We start from the raw sequence: 17785 nt of genomic DNA, 5'->3' as shown, positions 1-17785 counted from the left end.
CTCAGAGCTCCTCCATCCGCAGCCAGGCCCGCGAAGGCAGCGGGTGCCCGAACAGCCGGGCGGCGTTGCCGTACGCGACTCTGGCGATGTCGGCCGGCGGCAGGGTGCCGAGGTTGCGGGCGACCGCGCGCTGGGTGTCCGGCCAGGTCGAGTCGGAGTGCGGGTAGCCGCTCTCCAGCAGTACGTGATCCAGGCCGACCGCCAGACGTACGCCGGACAGCGCGTGGTCGTTGAGCGTGCCGAAGTAGAAGTTGCGGCGCAGCACCTCGCTGGGCTTCAGGCCGCCCTCCCAGGACGCCTCGCCCGCCACCGGGTGGTCGAGCGCGTAGTCGGCCCGTTCGGCGAGCATCGGCAGCCAGCCCACCCCGCCCTCCACGATCAGGATGCGCAGCGCGGGGAACCGCAGCGGCACCCCCGACCACAGCCAGTCGGCGCAGGCGAACATCGCGCTGGTGGGCATCAGCGTGGTGATCGCCTCGATCGGGGTGTCGGGGGAGGGGACCGGGGACCAGGAGGCGGAACCGGCGTGCAGGCACACCACCGTGCCGGTCTCCTCGCAGGCCGCGAACAGCGGGTCCCAGTGGCCGGAGTGGATGGACGGCAGCCGCACCCGGGTGGGGAACTCGGGGAAGGCCACGGCCTTGAAGCCGCGCGCGGCGTTGGCGCGGATCTCCTTGGCGGCCACCTCGGGGTCGGACAGCCAGGGCAGTTGCAGGGCGATGATCCGCTCGGGATAGGTGCCCGCCCAGACGTCTACGTGCCAGTCGTTCCAGGCCCGCAGCACGGCGAGGCCGAGATCCTGGTCGCGGGTCTTGGAGAAGACCATGCCGGCCTGCCCGGCGAGCATGCCGGGGAAGCACAGCGCGGCCCAGATCCCCGCGCGGTCCATGTCCTGGATCCGCGCCTCGATGTCGTGGCAGCCCGGCCGCATGTGCTCGAACCGCACCGGTTCCATCGTCCACTGCTCGCGGGGCAGGCCCGCGCCGACGTCGAGCCCGGCGCAGGGGTAGGTGGCTCCGCCGTACCGCCACACCTGGTGGCCCGCTTCGGTCTCCACGACCTTGGGCGCCAGGTCGGCGTATTTTTCGGGCAACCTGTCCTCGAACATCTCGGGCGGCTCGATGAGGTGATCGTCGGCCGAGACGATCACATAGTCGCGCCGCCTGGGCTCGGGGTCGGGTAGCAGCGGCGAAGTCACATGGGAAACCGTATGACGCGGGCATCACACAGAACAAGCTGGGAGGTCTCCGGTTGGTATCCGTTCCTGCACCGCGGGCTGCCGATACTCGCCGGCGAGGGCGGGAATTCGCCCCTCCGGGCGGCCGGAATAACCCGGCGTGGCGCGGCCGGGACGCTCCGCTGAATTCTCCGGACCCACGCTCGCGCCCGCGCCACGCGCGGCTGTCTGTATCGCGTTCTTCGCGGAGGGTCAGCCCGGCCGTTCGGCGGCGGGCAGCGGTTCCTCTTGGCGCTCTTCGTCCGTGTTCGCGGAGTCCGTCTCGGTGGTACCGGCCTTGATGTCGGCGGCCTCGCGGCGGATGAGGAAGATCCAGCCGCCGACCGCGATGGCGATGAACAGCCACCACTGCACGCCGTACGCGAGGTTGAGCCCCCCGCCACTGGCGACGTCGGGTTCGGGGACGGGCTCGGGGGCCCCTGCCGGGGCCGGACGCTGCGCGGTCAGCTCGACGTACCCGCCGACGATCTTGTACGGCAGGCCCGCGCCGATCGCCGTCGTGTCGATCAGCAGCACCTGCCCGGGCGGCAGCCCCCGCCGGTCGCGGATGCCCGCGCTCTCCTCGTTCTCGGCGAGTCGCAGTCGTCCGGTCACGGTGACCTGCCCGGTGGGCGGCGGAGGCACCTGCGGCGGGGTGTCGGCGGTCGCGCCCGCGGGCACCCACCCCCGGTTCACGATCACGGCCTGTCCGGGCGAGGTGATCAGCGGCGTGAGCACGTAGTAGCCGGTCATGCCGTTCTGCGGGCGGCGGCGGACCAGCAGCCCGTGCCCGGCGTCGTAGGTGCCGGACGCCTCGACGGCGCGATATTCGTCGGCCGGCCGTACGGAAGGCGCGCCCGGCGGGGCCAGCCGCGCGAGCGGTACGGCGGGCGCGTGCAGGCTGGCGGTGATCCGCTCGCTGTCCCCGGAACGCTCCTCGTACCGGCCGAACTGCCACCGCCCCAGGAACACGAAAGCCGGGATGACCAGCAGCACCACCACGTGCAGCACGAGCCATCGAGGGGTCAGCAGGAACCGGTACACCACTTCAGGGTAGGCGCCGGACCCCTTGCTCCGTCCATAGGGGCGCTCCCCCGAGCCGGGCCGCTCCGCCCGCAGGTCAGCCAGGACGCGACGGCGTTTGCGGAGCACGTTCCGCTCCCCCACCATTGACCACGTGAAGAGTGTCAAGAGCGGACGCGACGGCCGTACCCGGATCATCGACGGCGCGCTGCGCCGGTTCAGCCAGGACGGCGTGTCTGCCACCACACTGGCCAGCCTGCGCGAGGAGAGCGGGGTCAGCGTCGGCAGCTTCTACCACCACTTCGCCAGCAAGGAACACGTCTACGGCGTGCTCTACGCCGAGATCCAGACGATGTACCAGGAGGCGTTCCTCGCCGAGCTGACCCGCCACGAGGAGGCCAGGGCCGGCATCGAGGCGATCGTCGCCTTCCACATGGCCTGGTGCGGCGAGTACCCCGAGCGCGCCCGCGTGCTGATCAGCGAGCGTCCGCCGCGCCGCGAGGAGCCGGGGGGCGCGGAGGTGGGCGAGGCCCGGCGCGCGTTCTTCCGCAAGGTCTCGGAGTGGTGGCGTCCGCACATGCGGGCGGGGCTGCTCCAGCCGGTGCCGACCACGATGTGCTACGTGCTGTGGCTGGGGCCCGCCCAGGAGATATGCCGCCTGTGGTTCGCGGGCGCCCACCAGCCGACGCCGGAGGAGATCGCCGCGCTGAGCGCGGCGGCCTGGCACAGCCTGCGCCAGACGCCCTGAGGCGCCCCTCGCGAGATTCAGAAGCACTCGCAAGACTCAGAAGAAGCAGCGCGCCTCGCCGGGCCGCCGCGTGGCGGTCGGCACCCGCCAGACCTTCTGGTCCAGGGAGATGTCCAGCCGCAGGTCCTGGCGGCGGCGGCGCAGGCCGGGCACGCGTACGCGGTCATGGACGTCGAACCGGCCGCGGCCGGTGGCTCCGAATCCCAGCTCACCCGGCAGAATGCGAAGGTCGTCCTGGTTTCCGCAGTGTGGGCAGGTCCATGCGACGGAATCCGTTCCGCGCTGGTAGTTGTGGCAGGCGCGGAAGTACTCGTCGGGAAGGAACCGGGAGTCGCAGGCCATGCAGGGGATCAACATCGGGGATCCGCCTCCAGGGGTCGTACGGATGAGCAGGGTTTACCGCACCATAGGTACCTCGGCGTCCTTGCCGTCCGCTTGCAGGTCAGTAACGGGAAGGTGCGCGGTACTGGTAGGGAATGAGGGTGAATGCCGGTGAATATAGCCGATGACCAGATCGTCGGGTTGCGTGAGCTGCTGACCGAATCGGGCTACACCCTCGACGGCGTACGCGCCCGGCTCGGCGACACGGCCGCCGCCGCGCTCGCCCGCGAGGAGGTCGTCCCGGCGCTGCGGGCCACCCGCGACACCGACCCGCTGGCCGCGCTGATCCGGCTGTGGTGGCTCGGCGTGCCGGTCCCGGAGGCGGCGCTGCCCGTCGCCGGCGGGCTGTGGGCGGATCTGGGCGCGGCCGGGCTGCTGACCGCGACCCCGGACGGCGTCCGCGCCGCCGTACATCTGCAACCGTGGGAGACCGGCGGCCACGTCGTGTCGGACCGCAAGGTACGGCCGGGCGACCCGCCGCTGCGGCCCGATCACGTCGTCGGCGCGGGCGGCGCGTCGGCGAACCTCGCCCAGCTCGCCTCCACCCGCCCCGCCGGGCGCGCGCTGGACCTCGGCACCGGCTGCGGCGTCCAGGTGCTCCACCTGGCCGGGCGGGCCGAGCGGATCGTCGCGACCGACGTCAACCCGCGCGCGCTCGCGCTGGCCCGGCTGAGCTGGCGGCTGTCCGGCATCACCGAGGGCGTCGAGGCCCGGCAGGGCCCGATGTTCGAGCCGGTCGCGGGCGAGCGGTTCGACCTGGTGGTGTCCAACCCGCCGTTCGTGATCGCCCCGGACGACGGGCTGGTCTACCGATCCGACCGTCACGGGGAGGGCGCCGACTCCTTCTGCCGTGACCTGGTACGGCGGGCCCCGCGCCACCTCGCCCCCGGCGGACGCTGCCACCTGCTGGCCAACTGGCTCCACGTCAAGGGCGAGGACTGGCGGGACCGCGTCGGCGGCTGGCTGGCCGAGACCGGCTGCGACGGCTGGGCCGTCCAGCGCGACGTCCAGGACGTGGCCGAGTACGTCGAGCTGTGGCTGCGCGACTCCGCCGAGCACGGCGGCGCGGGCTACCGGCGGCGCTATGACGCCTGGCTGGACCGGCTGGCCGCGCTGAACGCCACGGGCGTCGGGTTCGGCTGGATCACCCTGCACGCCTCGGGCGCGGACGACCCCGTGGTACGCGTCGAAGAACTGACCCAGCGGGTGGAACTCCCGGTCGGCGGCTACGTGGACGACGTGCTCGCCTCGATCGCCGCCTCGCACCGGGCGGGCGACGACGACCTGCTGGCCGCCCGGCTCCGGCTCGCCGAAGGCGTCGTGGAGGAGCGGATCGGCCCGCCGGGAGCCGAGGACCCGGCGCGCATCCTGCTCAGGCAGACGCGCGGGCTGCGCCGTACCGCCCAGGTGGGCACGGCCGAGGCGGCGCTTGCCGGGGTGTGCGACGGTGACCTGCCGCTCGGGCCGCTGCTCGCGGCGATCGCCGAACTCACCGGGACCGAGCCCGCGAACGGCGTCCCCGAGCCGGTCCGGATGTTGCTCGCGGAGGGCTTCCTCACGCTCTGACCCGCCGTTTCATTCAGCGTTGATCGGATGTTGACTCCCACTGGGGAGCCTTTTCGCCATGAGCACGGACCTTGGGGGGTTCGAGGGACGTGCTCAGGTCCGGCCGGTCGCCAGAGTGAGGCGGCTGACCGTCGCACGGCGCATCCGGTAATCCGGGCCCCCTAGCGTCGTGCGGCGGCAAGGTGGCCGGTCGGGCCGCTTTCTTCCCTTGCCTGGCAGACGAGGACGGCCAACGTGATCAACCATGTGCGGATGACACGTCTCGACGACGACCTGTTCGCCGGGCTGGACTGCGCGCTCACCGATTCGGGCGGCTCAGGTACCGACCTGGTCGACCTGGGTGCGTTCGAGCAGGATGCGCAGGTCACCGGCCTCGGGGGTGCCGAGCCGGGCGAAGATGTCGTACGCCCGGCGCAGGCATTCCCGGCTGCGCCCTGTGTCGCGGAGTTCGGCGAGGGCCCGGCCGAGGACGGCCAGTGACAGCGCCTCGCCGTACGGGTGGCCGATCTGGCGGCTCACCGTCAGGGCCTGCTCGGCATGCCGTACCGCGTCCGAGAACCGGCCGGCCGCGATGAACGTCTCCGCCAGCCGGCAACAGACCCGCTGCTCCCACACGTGCTGGTTACTGGCCCGGAAGAAGGCGAGGCACTCGGCATGATGGTGCACGGCCTCGTTCAGCCGCCCGACCTTGGACAGCACGATCCCCAGGTGGTAGCGGGCCCGCGCGGTGCCCGCGCCGCTGCCTATCTCGGTGAAGATCGCCAGTCCGCGTTCGGCGGCGGCGATGGCGTCGTCGGCGCGGCCGAGTCCGAGGTGGTCGCGTACCGAGTAGCTGAGCACCAGGGCCTCGCCCGCGGGGGCGTCCATGTCCCGGTAGACCCGCATGGCCGCGTCGAAGTGCGCCAGCGCCTCGTGGTGGCGGCGCTGCCGGCCGGCCACCACCGCCAGCGCGTTCAGCGTCTCGCCGAGCACGATCCGCTCACCGCTCGCCTCCGCCAGGTCCAGTGCGGCGGCGAACTGCTCCTCGGCGTCGCGCAGCCGGTCCATGCCGAACAGCACCCGCCCCAGGATGTACCGGGCGCGCACCTCGCTGTGCCGGTCGCCGTCCCGCCCGGCCGCGGCGATCACCTGGCGGGCGTGCCGTTCCAGCTCCCGGCCGTGCGTACCGGACTCCAGCAGCGGTTCGATCGCCAGCAGCAGGTCGGCGGCGGGCAGGATGGACCGCCCCGGCGTGTCGGCGGCCTGCGCGATCACCGCGAACAGCGCGTCGGCCTCCACCGTCAGCCACGCCACGGCCTCGTCGGCGCTGCCGAACGCCCGCCCGCTGCCGGACACCGCGAACCCGTCGGACACGCGGCTGCCCTCGTACCCCAGCCGGTGCGCCTCCTTGGCGGTGGCCAGGTAGAAGTCCAGCAACCGGGCGAGGGCCTGCTCGCGCGCCTCGGGGTGCTCGGAGTCCTCCGCCTCCCGGCGGGCGAACAGCCGCAGCAGGTCGTGGAAGCGGTAGCGGCCGGGGGCCGGGGCCTCCAGCAGGCTGGCGTCCACCAGCGACTCCAGCAGGTCCTCGGCCTCGACGGGGGCGCGGTCCAGCAGCGCGGCGGCGGCCGAGGAGGAGATGTCCGGGCCGGTGGGCAGCGACAACAGCCGGAAGGCCCGCGCCTGGGCGGGATCGAGCTGGTTGTAGCCGAGCGCGAAGGTCGCGTCCACCGCCAGCGTGCCGACCTTCAGCTCGTCCAGGCGGCGGCGCTCGTCGGCCAGCCGGGGCACCAGCGAGGCCACCGTCCAGGACGGGCGGGCGGCCAGCCGGGCCGCCACGATCCGCACCGCCAGCGGCAGGAACCCGCAGGCGGCCACCACGTCCATCGCCGCGGCCCGCTCGGCGGCCACCCGTTCGGTCCCGGCGACCGCGCCGAACAGCGAAAGCGCCTCGGTCGGTTCCAGTACGTCCAGGTCGATGAGCCGGGCGGCGGGCAGGTCGGCGAGCTTGGTCCGGCTGGTCACGATCGCGGCGCAGCCGGGCGCGCCCGGCAGCAGCGGGCTGACCTGCTCGGTGCTGCGCGCGTTGTCCAGCAGCACCAGCATCCGGCGTTCGGCCAGCAGCGAGCGGTACAGTGCGGAGCGTTCGGCGGTGCGTTCGGGGATGATGTCCGGCGGCATGCCGAGCGCGCGCAGGAACGCGGCCAGCGCCGAGTGCGGCGTGGTCTGCTCGGTACCGTGGCCGCGCATGTCCACATAAAGCTGCCCGTCGGGGAACAGATCGCCCGCGGCGTGCGCCACATGCACGGCCAGCGCGGTCTTGCCGACGCCGCCGATGCCGCAGATCGCCGCGACCGCCATCCCGCCCTCCTGCCGGTCGTCGCGCGCGGCCTCGGCGAGCAGGGCGCGCAGCCGGGCCACCACCTCGCGGCGGCCGGTGAAGTCGCTGACCGCGGCGGGAAGCTGGGCTGGTCGGGGCAGTTCCTCCTCATCGGCCTCCGGGGGGTCCAGGTCGCCGCCGGCCGGGTGCTGTTCGGCGGGTCGTACGGCGGCCTGCGGCTCGTCCGGTACGGCCAGCGTCGGGTCGGCGGCCAGGATGCGCTGGTGCAGGGCGGTCAGCTCGGGGCCGGGGTCCACGCCCAGCTCCTCGATCAGCGCATGGCGGGTCTCGGTGAACACCGCCAGCGCGTCGGCCTGCCGCCCGCAGCGGTAGTAGGCCAGCATGAGCTGGGCGCGCAGCCGTTCGCGCAGCGGGTGGTCGGCGGTGAGCACGATCAGCTCGGAGACCACCTGGTCGTGCCGGCCGAGCTGGAGGTCCAGGTCCATCAGCGCCTCGATGGCGAGCATCCGGCGCTCGGCCAGCCGTTCGCGCTGGTGCTCGGCGTACGGGCCGACGGCCCCGGCCAGCGCCTCCCCGCCGGACAGCGCGAGCGCCCCGCGCAGCAGCGTGGCGGCCTCCTCGACGCGCCCGGCCCGCCGCGCGGTGTCGGCCTGGGCGATGTGCCGCTCGAAGACGGTGAGGTCCAGCGTGCCCTCGGGCAGCCGCAGCGCGTAGCCCTTGCCGACCGAGGTGAGCAGGTCGGGGCGGCTGCGCGGCGAGCGGTCCGGCTCCAGTACGGCACGCAGCCGCGACACGTACGTCCGCAGCGCGCCCAGCGCCCGGGGCGGCGCGTCCTGGCCCCAGACCGCGTCGATCATCTCCGTGGGGGTGACCGCACGACCCTCCCTGAGCAGGAGCATCGCCAGGATGGAACGCTGGAGCGGAGTGCCCAGATCCAGCTCGTCATCGTCCCGCCATGCCCGCACCGGACCCAGTACGGCGAAGCGCAGCCCGGCTTCTGTGCCTTGAACAGCCATTTCGCACGTCCCCGCCGCTAATGGGAAGTTTTACGGCCCAAATGATAGAACCTTGCGCCGCCGCGCCAAAGGCGCTCGTGCGCCATGGCACCGCTGTCACTCGCCGTTGATCCGCTGTTGATCTGCTGTTGAGCGGGGTGGGTGACGCTGTGTTCACGCGCAGAGGCCATGGCCCCTATCACGGGGGCGGCCATGACCTCGTACGTGCCCGACATATTCGGCGGGGCCCGCATGGGGGTGCGGGCCCCTTTTCTGTGTCGCCCTGTTTTCTGTGTCGCCCTGGTGCCGCCCGCTCATGTTCTTGCCCGCTCACCTTAGCGGTCGGGCTTGCAAGCCGCCGTCAACCCGGCGATAGCGCTTTGCAGGCAGGTGTCAACGCCGTGTAAGCGCGGTGCAGGCGGGCGGGGTTACCAATGACCCATCGCCCCGGAAACGGGGCAAGGTACTCGTCCTCAGTACAGGAGCACAACCATGCGTCGCACGACCCGCAACCTGCTCGGCCTGGCCGCCGTCACCGCCACCGCGCTGGCGATCGCACTGCCGGCCTCCGCCGCCTCGGCCTCCGCCACCGCGCCCGCGGCGGCCACGATCGCCGCCGACTTCGAGGATTCCTGGGGCTACAACTACTCCAAGTGGTACGACGGCTCGCGAGCCAAGGCCCGCGGCGACGTCTGGGCCGACGAGGACGGCAGGGTCCGCGTGTCCGGCCGGCTCTACGACAAGAACTCGCCCTGGTACCTCTGCGGGTACGCGCAGGTCAAGTTCGAAAACGAGGACGGCGACGAGTGGACCCGCTCGGTCCAGAAGTGCGGCTCGTCCGGTTACCGGAGCTTCCACTACTCCGGCCACGAGGTGGACAGCGTGCAGGTGCGCGTCTGCTACTGGCACTCCGAGCAGGAGAAGAAGAAGTACTGCGGTCGCTGGGACTACATCTTCGAGGCCGACGAAGACCTGTAACCCGAACATCGAGGAGCCCCGCCCGGACCATCTGGGCGGGGCCTTTCGCGCGTTCGGTCAGTTCGCGGCGGCGGCCGGAATGAGGGAGGGGCCGATCCGGGTGCGGGACACCTGCTGTTGCGGCCCGGCGGGCAGCGCGCGCAGGCTCTCGCTCAGGTGGTCGAGCGCGGCGGCGATCCACGGCAGGGCCACCGGGTCGGAGGAGCGCAGCGCGGCCAGCCGTTGCTCGGTGGTCTCGCCGTACAGGAGGCTGGTGGCCACCCGGACCCGCAGCGCGCCCGGGTCGTCGCCGAAGGCGTGGCCGGGCAGTACGCCGAGGCCGTGCCGGTCGAGCAGCAGCGCACAGAACTCCTGCACCGTCGCCACGCCCAGCCGGTCGCGCAGGTGGGTCAGGTCGGGGTAGCAGTAGAAGCCGCCCTGCGGCTCGGCGACCTTCGCGCCCGCCTCGGCGAAGCGCGTCCACACCGCGCCCAGCACCGCGCCGTGCAGCCGCCGGCTGTCGGTCACCCGTTCGACCAGCTCGTCGGGCTCGGTGAACGCATACGCCGCGGCCTGCTGGACCGGCGCCGCCGGGCTGGACCAGATCTCGCTGGCCACCGCGAGCATCCGCTCGCGCAGCGCGTAGCCCGCGTCGGGGAGCCTGGCCACGCCGATCCGCCAGCCGCCGAGCGCCAGGCTCTTGCTCAGCCCGGTGGTGATCACCGTGCGCTCCGGGGCGATGTCGGCCGGGCTCAGGTAGTCGGCGGCCGGGTCGTGGACGAGGTCGCGGTAGATCTCGTCGGAGATGATGACGAGGTCGAGTTCGCGGGCCAGCTCCACCAGGCGGCGGATGGTCTGCGGGCGGGCGAGCGTGCCGGTCGGGTTGTCCGGCAGGGTCACCAGCAGCGAACTCACCTCGCGGCCCTGCCCCCGCGCGTGGAGTACGGCGGAGCGGACCAGGTCCGGGTCGGGCGCGCCGCCCTCGCCGGGAGGCGTGGGCACCAGCAGCGACCGGGCCCCGGCGAGGTCGGCCTGGGCGGCGTAGCTGACCCAGCTCGGCATCGGCAGGACGATGTCACCGCCGATCGCCAGTTGCAGGCCGTACAGCAGAGGCTTGCTCCCGGGGCCGCAGACCACCAGGTCGGGGTCGGTGGCCAGGCCGCGGCGCTCCCAATATCCGGCCGCCGCCACACGCAGGTCGGGCGCGCCGGCCACGGGGCCGTAGCCGTTGCGCTCCGACGCCGCGATCAGCCGCCGCTGGAGGGCCGGGTGAACGGGCAGACCGGCCTCGCCGAAGGCGAGGTTGATGACCCGCTCCCCGGCACGCCGTCTTCGGTCGATGTCTTCGTTCGCCGCCAAGGTCGCGGACAACGTGACGTTCAAGGGGTGCCTCCAAGGTCGTTAACCGACACCTTTCCAGCGTGGCTGGACATAGGCGTAAGAACAAGCGAGGCTTTCGGAGGGTAGGCGTAAGGAAGGCTGATGCTTGATTTCCGAAGGTTAGCGCTGATCTGCGAGTTCGCCCGGCGGGGCAGCATCGCCGCCACGGCGGCCTCGCTCGGCTACAGTCCGTCAGCGGTGTCCCAGCAGCTCGCGGCGCTGGAACGCGAGGCCGGCACCGCACTGATCGACCGCACCGCGCGCAGCGCCGAGCTGACCGACGCCGGGCGGCGGCTGGTCGAGCACGCCGAGCGCATCCTGTCCATGGTCGAGGCCGCCGAATCCGACCTGTCCGCGCACGCCGCCACGCCCTCCGGGCGCGTACTGATCACGGCGTTCCCCACCGCCGCCGTCGCCTTCGCCCCCGCGCTCGCCCGCTCGCTGCGCAGGCACGCCGCCCTGACGCTGCGGATGCGGCAGGCCCGCTCCGGGCGGGGCATGCGCGAGGTCGAGTCCGGCGAGGTGGACATCGCCCTGGTGGACGACTGGTACGGCCGGGACCGGGAGCGCTCGGCCGACCAGCTCCGGGCGTTCCCGCTGCTGCGCGACCCACTGGTGCTGGTGGTGCCGCGCAAGCACCCGATGGCCGACCCGGACCGGCCGGTCGTGCTCGCCGAGCTGCGCGACGAACCGTGGATGGCCACCCCCGACGGCGAACCGTCCCGGCTGGCGGTCGATCGGATGCTGGCCGACGTGGGAGGCGCGCTGCCGGTGCCGTGGGAGTTCGAGGGGCTGGGGACGATACTCGGGCTCGTCGCCAAGGGCATCGGGATCGCGGCCGTGCCCGCGCTGGCGCTGGCCTCGGGCGTGCGCGGCATCGTGGTGCGGGAGTTCCCCGGCGACCCGCCGGGGCGGGAGGTGCTGGCCATCGCGCGTGCCTCCAGCGTCAACCGGCCTTCGGTGTCGGTGACGCTGCGGGCGATGCACGTGGCGGCCCGCGTCCTCGCGGCCGACCTCGAACCGCTGCGCCTGGCGGCCCGTTGACACCGTACGGGCGTGGCGCCCGCGGTAGCGTTTCGCGGCGTGAACCCTTCCTATGCCATCGAGCGGACACTGCTGGGCGGGCGGACCCGGCTGGTCGCCGGGATCGACGAGGTCGGCAGGGGAGCGTGGGCCGGTCCGGTGTCGGTGTGCGCGGTGGTGACCGATCTGTCCGACCCGCCGAGCGGCCTCACCGACTCCAAACTGCTCACCGCCGCCCGCCGTACGGCCGTCGCGGCCGAGGTCCAGGAGTGGGCGGCGGGCATCGGCCACGGTGAGGCGAGCGCCGCCGAGATCGACGAACTGGGCATGACCGAGGCGCTGCGGCGGGCGGCCAGGCGGGCGCTCGACGCGCTGCCGTACCGTCCTGACGTGGTGATCCTGGACGGCAAGCACGACTACATCGGCTCCCCGTGGCCGGTCCGGTGCGAGGTCAAGGGGGATCAGGCGTCGATCTCCGTGGCGGCGGCCTCGGTGCTGGCCAAGGTTCGCCGGGACGGGTATATGGCGGAGCTGGGATTTCCGGAGTACGGTTTCGCCGACAACGCGGGTTATCCGTCACCGGCGCACCAGGCGGCCCTGGCCGAACTGGGGCCCACTCCGCACCACCGGCTCTCCTGGTCCTACCTCGACGACCTGCCGCGCTGGCGGCACCTGAAGAAGCACCGCGACCCTGCCGTGTCCGAAGGCCAACTCGACCTGTTCGCCATGTGATCGCCGATGAACGACTTCCGTGCCGGGGTTTTTCTGACGGCCGCCCAGTTCCCGGGCGCGGCGGCGGGTGACGTGCTGGCCGACACCGTCGAGGCGATCGCCGCCGCCGAGGCGGCCGGGTTCGATGACGCGTGGATCGCCGAGCACCATTTCATGTCGTACGGGGTGTGTCCGTCGGCGGTCACGCTGGCGGGGGTGGCGCTCGGTCGTACGTCCCGCATCCGGGTGGGCACGGCGGTGAGCGTGCTGTCCACCCAGCACCCGGTGGCGCTGGCCGAGCAGGCGGCGGTGTTGCACCACGCGTCGGGCGGGCGGTTCGTGCTGGGGGTGGGGCGCGGCGGTCCGTGGATGGACCTGGAGGTGTTCGGTACCGGGATCGAACGCTTCGAGCGGGGGTTCCCCGAGTCGCTGGACCTGCTGTGCGCGGCCCTCGGGTCTGCGAAGGTGGCGGCCGACGGGGAGTTCTTCCGGTTTCGCGAGGTGCCGATGATGCCGCCGGGGTGCGCGGAGCTGCGTCCGGTGGTGGCGTGTACGTCGAGCGGGACCCTGGCGCTCGCGGCCGAGCGCGGGCTGCCGATGCTGCTCGGGATGCACATGGACGACGAGGAGAAGGCCGCGATGCTCGCGGAGTACGCGAGAGTGTCGGATCGCGTTGATCATGTGGCGGCGGTGGTCGGGCATGTGGCCGACACGACGGAGGAGGCCCGGCGGGAGCTGGCCGCCGTGATGCCGTCGTGGCTGGGGCCCGGGCTGGCGGGCTACGTGACGGTGGACGGGCGGCCGAAGCGGGAGCAGGATATTTCGGCTTATGTCGACATGTTGTGTCGTATCCACCCCGTCGGCTCGCCGGACCACTGCGTCGAGACCACGCTCGCCACGCTCCGCCGTACCGGCCTGCGGCACCTGATCTACATGGTGGAGGGTGCGGGCGGACCCGCCCGCACCCTCCAGAACATCACCCGCCTCGGAGCCGAGGTGCTACCTCGGGTACGCGCGGGCCGCTAGCAGTCCACCAGCTCGGGCTTCTGGTTGAGGATCTGGGCCCTTGGGGTGACGAAGTCGCGCAGGGCCTCGGTGGCGGTCGGGTCGAACACGGCGACACGGTGGCAGTTCTGGAAGGCCAGCCGTACCCCGAAGTGGCGCTCCAGTGCCCCGCGCATGGCGTCGCTGGCCAGGCAGCGCAGCAACTGGCCACGGGCCGCCTCGTCGGGCGGGGGCGTCTGGTTGTCGGCGAACGCGGCGCCGGAGCGGTCGCGCTCTTCGACCAGCCCGCTGATCAGGGACCATGCGTAGGGGAGCGAGTCGCGGACGCAGCCGACGAACGCCGCGTCGTCGATCTCTCCTGCCACCGCCTGGTCGAGTAGATCGTTGGGAACGGTCAGCGACATGCTGGGTCTCCTTCCGGAAGGGACTGATTTCGACGCTAGATGGGGGGATTTATCTGCTCTAGGTGGCTACGGGGCGACACTCGCGTGTACCGGCTTGGCGTCCGTGCTCGCGGATGGCGCCGGTACCGGCTGGGCCTGCGGCTTCGGCGGCCCGAACACGAACGCCGGATCGACCTGCCCCGCCAGGTCCTCGCCCGCGGCCCGGCTGGCCCAGGCCGCCGCGTTGCGCAGGTGGAACTCCACGGCCTGCCTGCCGAACTTCTCCCAGTCCTTCTGCTGGGCGTCGAGGTGGCTCAGCAGTACGGCGAGCGCGGCGGTGTTGGCCGGCTCCAGGTCATCGAGCCCGAACGGCCGGCCCTGCTCCAGCGCCCGCACGGCCCTGCTGTGCTCGAACCAGACCAGCAGGTCATCGCCGACGTGCCCCTTGAGGAACTCGACGTCCTCCGGGCCCTGGACCTTGTTGCCCACGACCGCGATCGGCACGTCGAACTCGGCCGAGTAGTCGCGGTACTGCCGGTAGACGCCGACCCCCTGGCGGGTCGGCTCGGCCACCAGGAACGTCATGTCGAACCGGGTGAACATCCCCGACGCGAAGGACTCGGCCCCGGCGGTCATGTCCACGACGACGTATTCGCCGGGGCCGTCCACGAGGTGGTTGAGGTACAGCTCGACGGCCCCGGTCTTGGAGTGGTAGCAGGCCACGCCGAGGTCGTCCTCGTCGAAGGGACCGGTGACCATGAGGCCGGGCCCTTCCGGGGTGGTGACCGAGAAGCGCTGGTGGATCGGGTCGGTCGCCTCGGAGATCTTGAGCAACCGGGAACCCCGGCCGGGCGGCGTCGTCTTCACCATCGCCTCGGTGGAGCTGATGCGCGGGTTGTCGCCCCGCAGATACTCCTTGATCTCCGCGAGGTGGGCGCCCATGGGCGTGGGGGTCTGCTCCACGCCGAGCACCATGCCGAGGTGCTGGTTGATGTCCGCGTCGATCGCGACCACGGGCGCGCCACGAGCCGCGATGTACCTCGTGAACAGCGCTGACATGGTCGTCTTGCCGCTACCGCCCTTGCCGACGAATGCAACACGCACGCCTGCTCACACCCCGATTCCGATACGGTTATGAAAACCATTCCTATGACTGGCTGAACGAATCATGCCACGCCGCCGCCGCTCTGTCGTCCCCATCGCCCGATCTCTTCGTCGAGCCGCACCGTTCTGCTGGGATATGCGGCATAGGTCGTTCCAAGCCGCCGCCTTACTGCGCGGAATGCCACCAAGGTGAAGGAAGTTGCCGTAGTCGGCAGGGCGCGTCGACCTGCAGCTCTGATCATCTGACCAGCGATTCTTCACACAGAGGCGACGACCGCCGCGCCTCCAGCAGACCTCGCTAACGCTCGGCCAGCCTCCCACCCGGGCTCCGACCCCCTGCGCGCTCCGCGCGCAGGGGGTCGGGCTCCGCCCGAAGAGTCGCGCTCCGCGCGGGGGTCACGCTCCGCGTGTTGGGCGGGCTTCGCCCAAGGGTCCGCGCTCCGCGCGCATTGGACCTCGCTGACGCTCGGCCTGCTTTCCCGGGCCGCGCTCTCGCGCAGGGATCGGGCTCCGCCCGAAGAGCCGCGCTCCGCGCGTTAGACGGGCTCCGCCCAAAGGCCCGCGGCCCGCGCTCCGCGCGTTAGACGGCTCCGCCCAAGAGGGCCGTGCTCCGCACGTTGAATGGGCTTCGCCGAGGGCCCGCGCTTCGCGCGGAATTGACCTCGCTGACGCTCGCCCTGCTCTTCAGGCCCGGGCTTCGCCCGGGGGTCGCGCTCCGCGGGCATTGGACCTCGCTGACGCTCGGCCTGTCTTCCTAAAGCCGGGCTCCGCCCGGCGCTACCGCCACCGGCACACCGATACCCGCCTCGACCCACCACAGCCACCAACCACGACCGAGACCTCCAGGCACCTCATCCCACACGGCCCCGATGACCATGAACCTTCACCAACTTCAGACAAACCACTCAGTCCGTACACCCTTACGAGATATCGTTCCCGTGCTTCCAGCCGCATCCCCACAGTTCTAGAAAGGGTCGTCCTCGCCGAATCGCGAAGCCGGCGGTGTGGTGGTCACGCCGTACCGGGGCAAGGACAAGCCGGAGACGCAGAAGCAGGCCAACCGGGCACAGGCCCGTCGATGAGGTCCGGGAGAGCGGGCCAACGCCCAGCTCAAAAGCTGGGCCATCCTCCGCAAGCTCCGATGCAGCCCCAGCAAGGCCATCGCAGTACACCTGTGCAAGGCCATCGCGGTACTCCAAAACTGCGAGACCACCCGAGGATGAAAAAGGCTCACTCACGACTTAGGCAGAGGCTTCCTTCAATAATGCATACCGCCGTCGCGGGGGTCGCCTCTGCCTACGAAGCCGAGCCGCTCACGTCACCGTGAACTCATCGCCTACCTGGCGTTCACACGGACTCAGTCGGCGTCGCATTGCGACCGCCTGGTCAGGTCCAAGGAACTGTTTGTCGAATCGGTCGGTGAGCGCGTTGGCAAGACGACGGCGCAGTTCGGTCAGCCGCTCGATGCGTTTGTCGAGCTCGGCCAGCCGTCGGTTGGTGATGTCGACGATCGGGCAATCGCCCGGTTGCTTGAGCGGCATGTCCAGGCCTTCGACCACGGCCTGGACATCACTGATCGTCAGGCCTGCTGCCAGCAACTCCCTTACAGTCCGTAGCCGGCGAACGTCCTCCTCGTCGTACTCACGATGGCCCGATGTCGTGCGCCGCGCCGCGAGCAGCCCTCGCTCTTCGTAGAAGCGGAGCGCTCTCGGGGTAAGCCCTGCCGCTGCCGAGGCTTCGCCGATCCGCATTCCTGGTTCTCCCTTGGACTTACAACTCCACAAGCACCGCACCGATATGGCGCCCTTCAAGCAACTCGCACAACGCACGAGGTGCCTGATCGATGCCTGACAGACGCGTATGGGGGAAGACAAGCGTCTTGTCGCGGAGCCCACGACCGAACTCCCGCATCGCTTGGGGAATGGCGTCGAGGTGGTCGCTGCCCGCGATGCCGCGCAGTGTGATCCCCCGCACGATGAGTGCACCCGTGTCGATCTCGACCGGAGCACTGAAGCCACCCGATGTCTGGCTGGACATCGTGCCTACGAGCGCGACGCGAGCGCCGCGTTTGGCAACCGCTAGAGCGGCAAGTAGTTGTTCGCCGCCGACGTTGTCGAAGACCACGTCGATGCCATCCGGGGCCGCCGCGCGCAATTGATCCTCGATAGTGCCGCCCTCACCCCGGATGACCACGGCGTCGTACCCCAGTTGCCCGACCAAGTACTCACCCTTGCGCCGGGAACCGGTGCTGCCAATCACCCGCGTGGCCCCACGCAGCCGAGCGAACTGTCCTGCAAGTGAACCGACACCGCCCGCAGCACCGGTGACGAACACCGTATCCCCACCCCGCACCTCGGCAGCCCGCACAACGCCGAGCCATGCAGTCAACCCCTGAGACAGGTGCGCACCCAGGTCAGGCAGCGAGTCGACGTCAGCGCGCCGCACCTCAGCCGCGCCGGCGGCGGCGTACTCTCGCCAGCCATGGTTGTGTACGACAAGATCGCCAGGACTCAAGTCAGCGTCCGCCGAAGCGATCACTTCGCCGATGGCCGGTCCCCACAAGGTCTGACCTGGCTCGTACGCCGGCATGGGCAAACCGATGTCGCCATCCATGAGTGTGCGCATCACGGCGGTGACGCTCATCATCCGATTGCGGACAAGCACTTGGCCGGGGCCGTACTCCGGAACGGGAGCCTTGACGACCCGGAGGTGATCGGTCCTGAACGTCCCTTCCGGACGGGCGGCGAGACGCACCTCACGATGGGCGGTAGGCACAGCAATGGTCATGGCGACAACGTTAGGAGTTGACGTTTACGTCAAGTGCAAGCCGTGAAGCCCTCAGAGGGCTATTCCCGCAGACGAGCGAGTACTCGATCGAGGGCACGCCGCACATGATCGTGAAGGCGCGTCGAGTGGGCTGTGCATGCGGGCATACTGCACTCAAAGCCACAATTTCGTCTCATGTCTACGGTATGG

The 17785-nt window shown here is 71.2% G+C and carries 15 protein-coding genes and 1 pseudogene; 7 read left to right on the top strand and 9 right to left on the bottom strand.

The window, feature by feature from the left end:
- Window position 1: 1 nt before the first annotated feature.
- On the bottom strand, window positions 2-1198 hold the full coding sequence (locus tag ACH34R_RS18715) for an amidohydrolase family protein (RefSeq protein WP_111166986.1): 1197 nt from the start codon (window positions 1196-1198) through the stop codon (window positions 2-4).
- Between the two features lie 231 nt (window positions 1199-1429).
- Entirely contained in the window at window positions 1430-2368 is a 939-nt protein-coding gene (locus ACH34R_RS18710; protein WP_397562716.1) for an SURF1 family protein, read from the bottom strand.
- Between the two features lie 25 nt (window positions 2369-2393).
- Here ACH34R_RS18710 and ACH34R_RS18705 point away from each other — a divergent pair, with 25 nt between their 5' ends.
- Window positions 2394-2987: a TetR/AcrR family transcriptional regulator gene (locus ACH34R_RS18705; RefSeq protein ID WP_111166988.1), complete on the top strand. Its 594-nt coding sequence runs from the start codon at window positions 2394-2396 to the stop codon at window positions 2985-2987.
- Window positions 2988-3023: 36 nt separating this feature from the next.
- Here the strand turns inward: ACH34R_RS18705 and ACH34R_RS18700 are convergent, their stop codons facing one another.
- Window positions 3024-3344, bottom strand: coding sequence for a hypothetical protein (locus ACH34R_RS18700; protein WP_111166989.1), 321 nt, complete (start codon window positions 3342-3344; stop codon window positions 3024-3026).
- A 129-nt stretch (window positions 3345-3473) separates the two neighbouring features.
- Here ACH34R_RS18700 and ACH34R_RS18695 point away from each other — a divergent pair, with 129 nt between their 5' ends.
- Complete coding sequence (locus ACH34R_RS18695; RefSeq protein WP_397562715.1) at window positions 3474-4934, top strand: methyltransferase; 1461 nt, start codon at window positions 3474-3476, stop codon at window positions 4932-4934.
- Between the two features lie 315 nt (window positions 4935-5249).
- Here the strand turns inward: ACH34R_RS18695 and ACH34R_RS18690 are convergent, their stop codons facing one another.
- Window positions 5250-8267, bottom strand: coding sequence for an AfsR/SARP family transcriptional regulator (locus ACH34R_RS18690; RefSeq protein ID WP_397562714.1), 3018 nt, complete (start codon window positions 8265-8267; stop codon window positions 5250-5252).
- A 471-nt stretch (window positions 8268-8738) separates the two neighbouring features.
- Between ACH34R_RS18690 and ACH34R_RS18685 the strand changes: the two genes are divergently transcribed.
- Window positions 8739-9224, top strand: a complete 486-nt coding sequence (locus ACH34R_RS18685; RefSeq protein ID WP_397562713.1) for a hypothetical protein — start codon at window positions 8739-8741, stop codon at window positions 9222-9224.
- A 57-nt stretch (window positions 9225-9281) separates the two neighbouring features.
- On the opposite strand, the gene ACH34R_RS18680 is transcribed toward ACH34R_RS18685, so the two are convergent.
- Window positions 9282-10586, bottom strand: coding sequence for a pyridoxal phosphate-dependent aminotransferase (locus ACH34R_RS18680; protein ID WP_397562712.1), 1305 nt, complete (start codon window positions 10584-10586; stop codon window positions 9282-9284).
- A gap of 99 nt (window positions 10587-10685) precedes the next feature.
- On the opposite strand from ACH34R_RS18680, the gene ACH34R_RS18675 reads away from it, so the two are divergent.
- The 3 genes from ACH34R_RS18675 to ACH34R_RS18665 are packed head-to-tail and all read left to right on the top strand — an operon-like array spanning window position 10686 to window position 13343.
- Window positions 10686-11627: a LysR family transcriptional regulator gene (locus ACH34R_RS18675; RefSeq protein WP_397562711.1), complete on the top strand. Its 942-nt coding sequence runs from the start codon at window positions 10686-10688 to the stop codon at window positions 11625-11627.
- Between the two features lie 39 nt (window positions 11628-11666).
- Window positions 11667-12338 (top strand): ribonuclease HII, encoded by a 672-nt coding sequence (locus ACH34R_RS18670; RefSeq protein ID WP_397562709.1) that lies wholly within the window; start codon window positions 11667-11669, stop codon window positions 12336-12338.
- 6 nt (window positions 12339-12344) lie between these two features.
- Window positions 12345-13343 carry an LLM class flavin-dependent oxidoreductase gene (locus ACH34R_RS18665; protein WP_397562708.1) on the top strand — a complete coding sequence of 333 codons (999 nt, stop codon included), beginning with the start codon at window positions 12345-12347 and terminating at the stop codon, window positions 13341-13343.
- On the opposite strand, the gene ACH34R_RS18660 is transcribed toward ACH34R_RS18665, so the two are convergent.
- Entirely contained in the window at window positions 13340-13726 is a 387-nt protein-coding gene (locus ACH34R_RS18660) for an SCO5389 family protein (protein WP_111166997.1), read from the bottom strand. The genes ACH34R_RS18665 and ACH34R_RS18660 overlap by 4 nt on opposite strands.
- Before the next feature lie 66 nt (window positions 13727-13792).
- On the bottom strand, window positions 13793-14809 hold the full coding sequence (locus tag ACH34R_RS18655; RefSeq protein WP_111166998.1) for an ATP-binding protein: 1017 nt from the start codon (window positions 14807-14809) through the stop codon (window positions 13793-13795).
- A 1007-nt stretch (window positions 14810-15816) separates the two neighbouring features.
- On the opposite strand from ACH34R_RS18655, the pseudogene ACH34R_RS18650 reads away from it, so the two are divergent.
- Window positions 15817-16032, top strand: a pseudogene (locus ACH34R_RS18650) (IS5/IS1182 family transposase); the annotation flags it as partial.
- Window positions 16033-16122: 90 nt separating this feature from the next.
- Here ACH34R_RS18650 and ACH34R_RS18645 read toward each other — a convergent pair.
- A complete protein-coding gene (locus ACH34R_RS18645) occupies window positions 16123-16560 on the bottom strand; it encodes a MerR family transcriptional regulator (protein ID WP_397562707.1) in 438 nt (145 codons plus the stop codon).
- A gap of 19 nt (window positions 16561-16579) precedes the next feature.
- Window positions 16580-17596 carry an MDR family NADP-dependent oxidoreductase gene (locus ACH34R_RS18640; protein WP_397562705.1) on the bottom strand — a complete coding sequence of 339 codons (1017 nt, stop codon included), beginning with the start codon at window positions 17594-17596 and terminating at the stop codon, window positions 16580-16582.
- Window positions 17597-17785: the final 189 nt, after the last annotated feature.

This window comes from Spongiactinospora sp. 9N601 (assembly GCF_044326295.1).
In the GTDB taxonomy this organism is placed as follows: Bacteria; Actinomycetota; Actinomycetes; order Streptosporangiales; family Streptosporangiaceae; genus Spongiactinospora; species Spongiactinospora gelatinilytica.
The sequence above is the reverse complement of the archived record's forward strand: the minus strand, read 5'-3'. Positions and strand labels throughout refer to the sequence as shown.

Excerpts from the sequence above, each read along its gene's own strand:
- ACH34R_RS18700 (WP_111166989.1), bottom strand. The coding sequence starts at position 3,344 with ATGTTGATCCCCTGCATGGCCTGCGACTCCCGGTTCCTTCCCGACGAG.
- ACH34R_RS18695 (WP_397562715.1), top strand. The coding sequence starts at position 3,474 with ATGCCGGTGAATATAGCCGATGACCAGATCGTCGGGTTGCGTGAGCTG.
- ACH34R_RS18690 (WP_397562714.1), bottom strand. The coding sequence starts at position 8,267 with ATGGCTGTTCAAGGCACAGAAGCCGGGCTGCGCTTCGCCGTACTGGGT.
- ACH34R_RS18685 (WP_397562713.1), top strand. The coding sequence starts at position 8,739 with ATGCGTCGCACGACCCGCAACCTGCTCGGCCTGGCCGCCGTCACCGCC.
- ACH34R_RS18675 (WP_397562711.1), top strand. The coding sequence starts at position 10,686 with ATGCTTGATTTCCGAAGGTTAGCGCTGATCTGCGAGTTCGCCCGGCGG.
- ACH34R_RS18665 (WP_397562708.1), top strand. The coding sequence starts at position 12,345 with ATGAACGACTTCCGTGCCGGGGTTTTTCTGACGGCCGCCCAGTTCCCG.
- ACH34R_RS18660 (WP_111166997.1), bottom strand. The coding sequence starts at position 13,726 with ATGTCGCTGACCGTTCCCAACGATCTACTCGACCAGGCGGTGGCAGGA.
- ACH34R_RS18645 (WP_397562707.1), bottom strand. The coding sequence starts at position 16,560 with ATGCGGATCGGCGAAGCCTCGGCAGCGGCAGGGCTTACCCCGAGAGCG.
- ACH34R_RS18640 (WP_397562705.1), bottom strand. The coding sequence starts at position 17,596 with ATGACCATTGCTGTGCCTACCGCCCATCGTGAGGTGCGTCTCGCCGCC.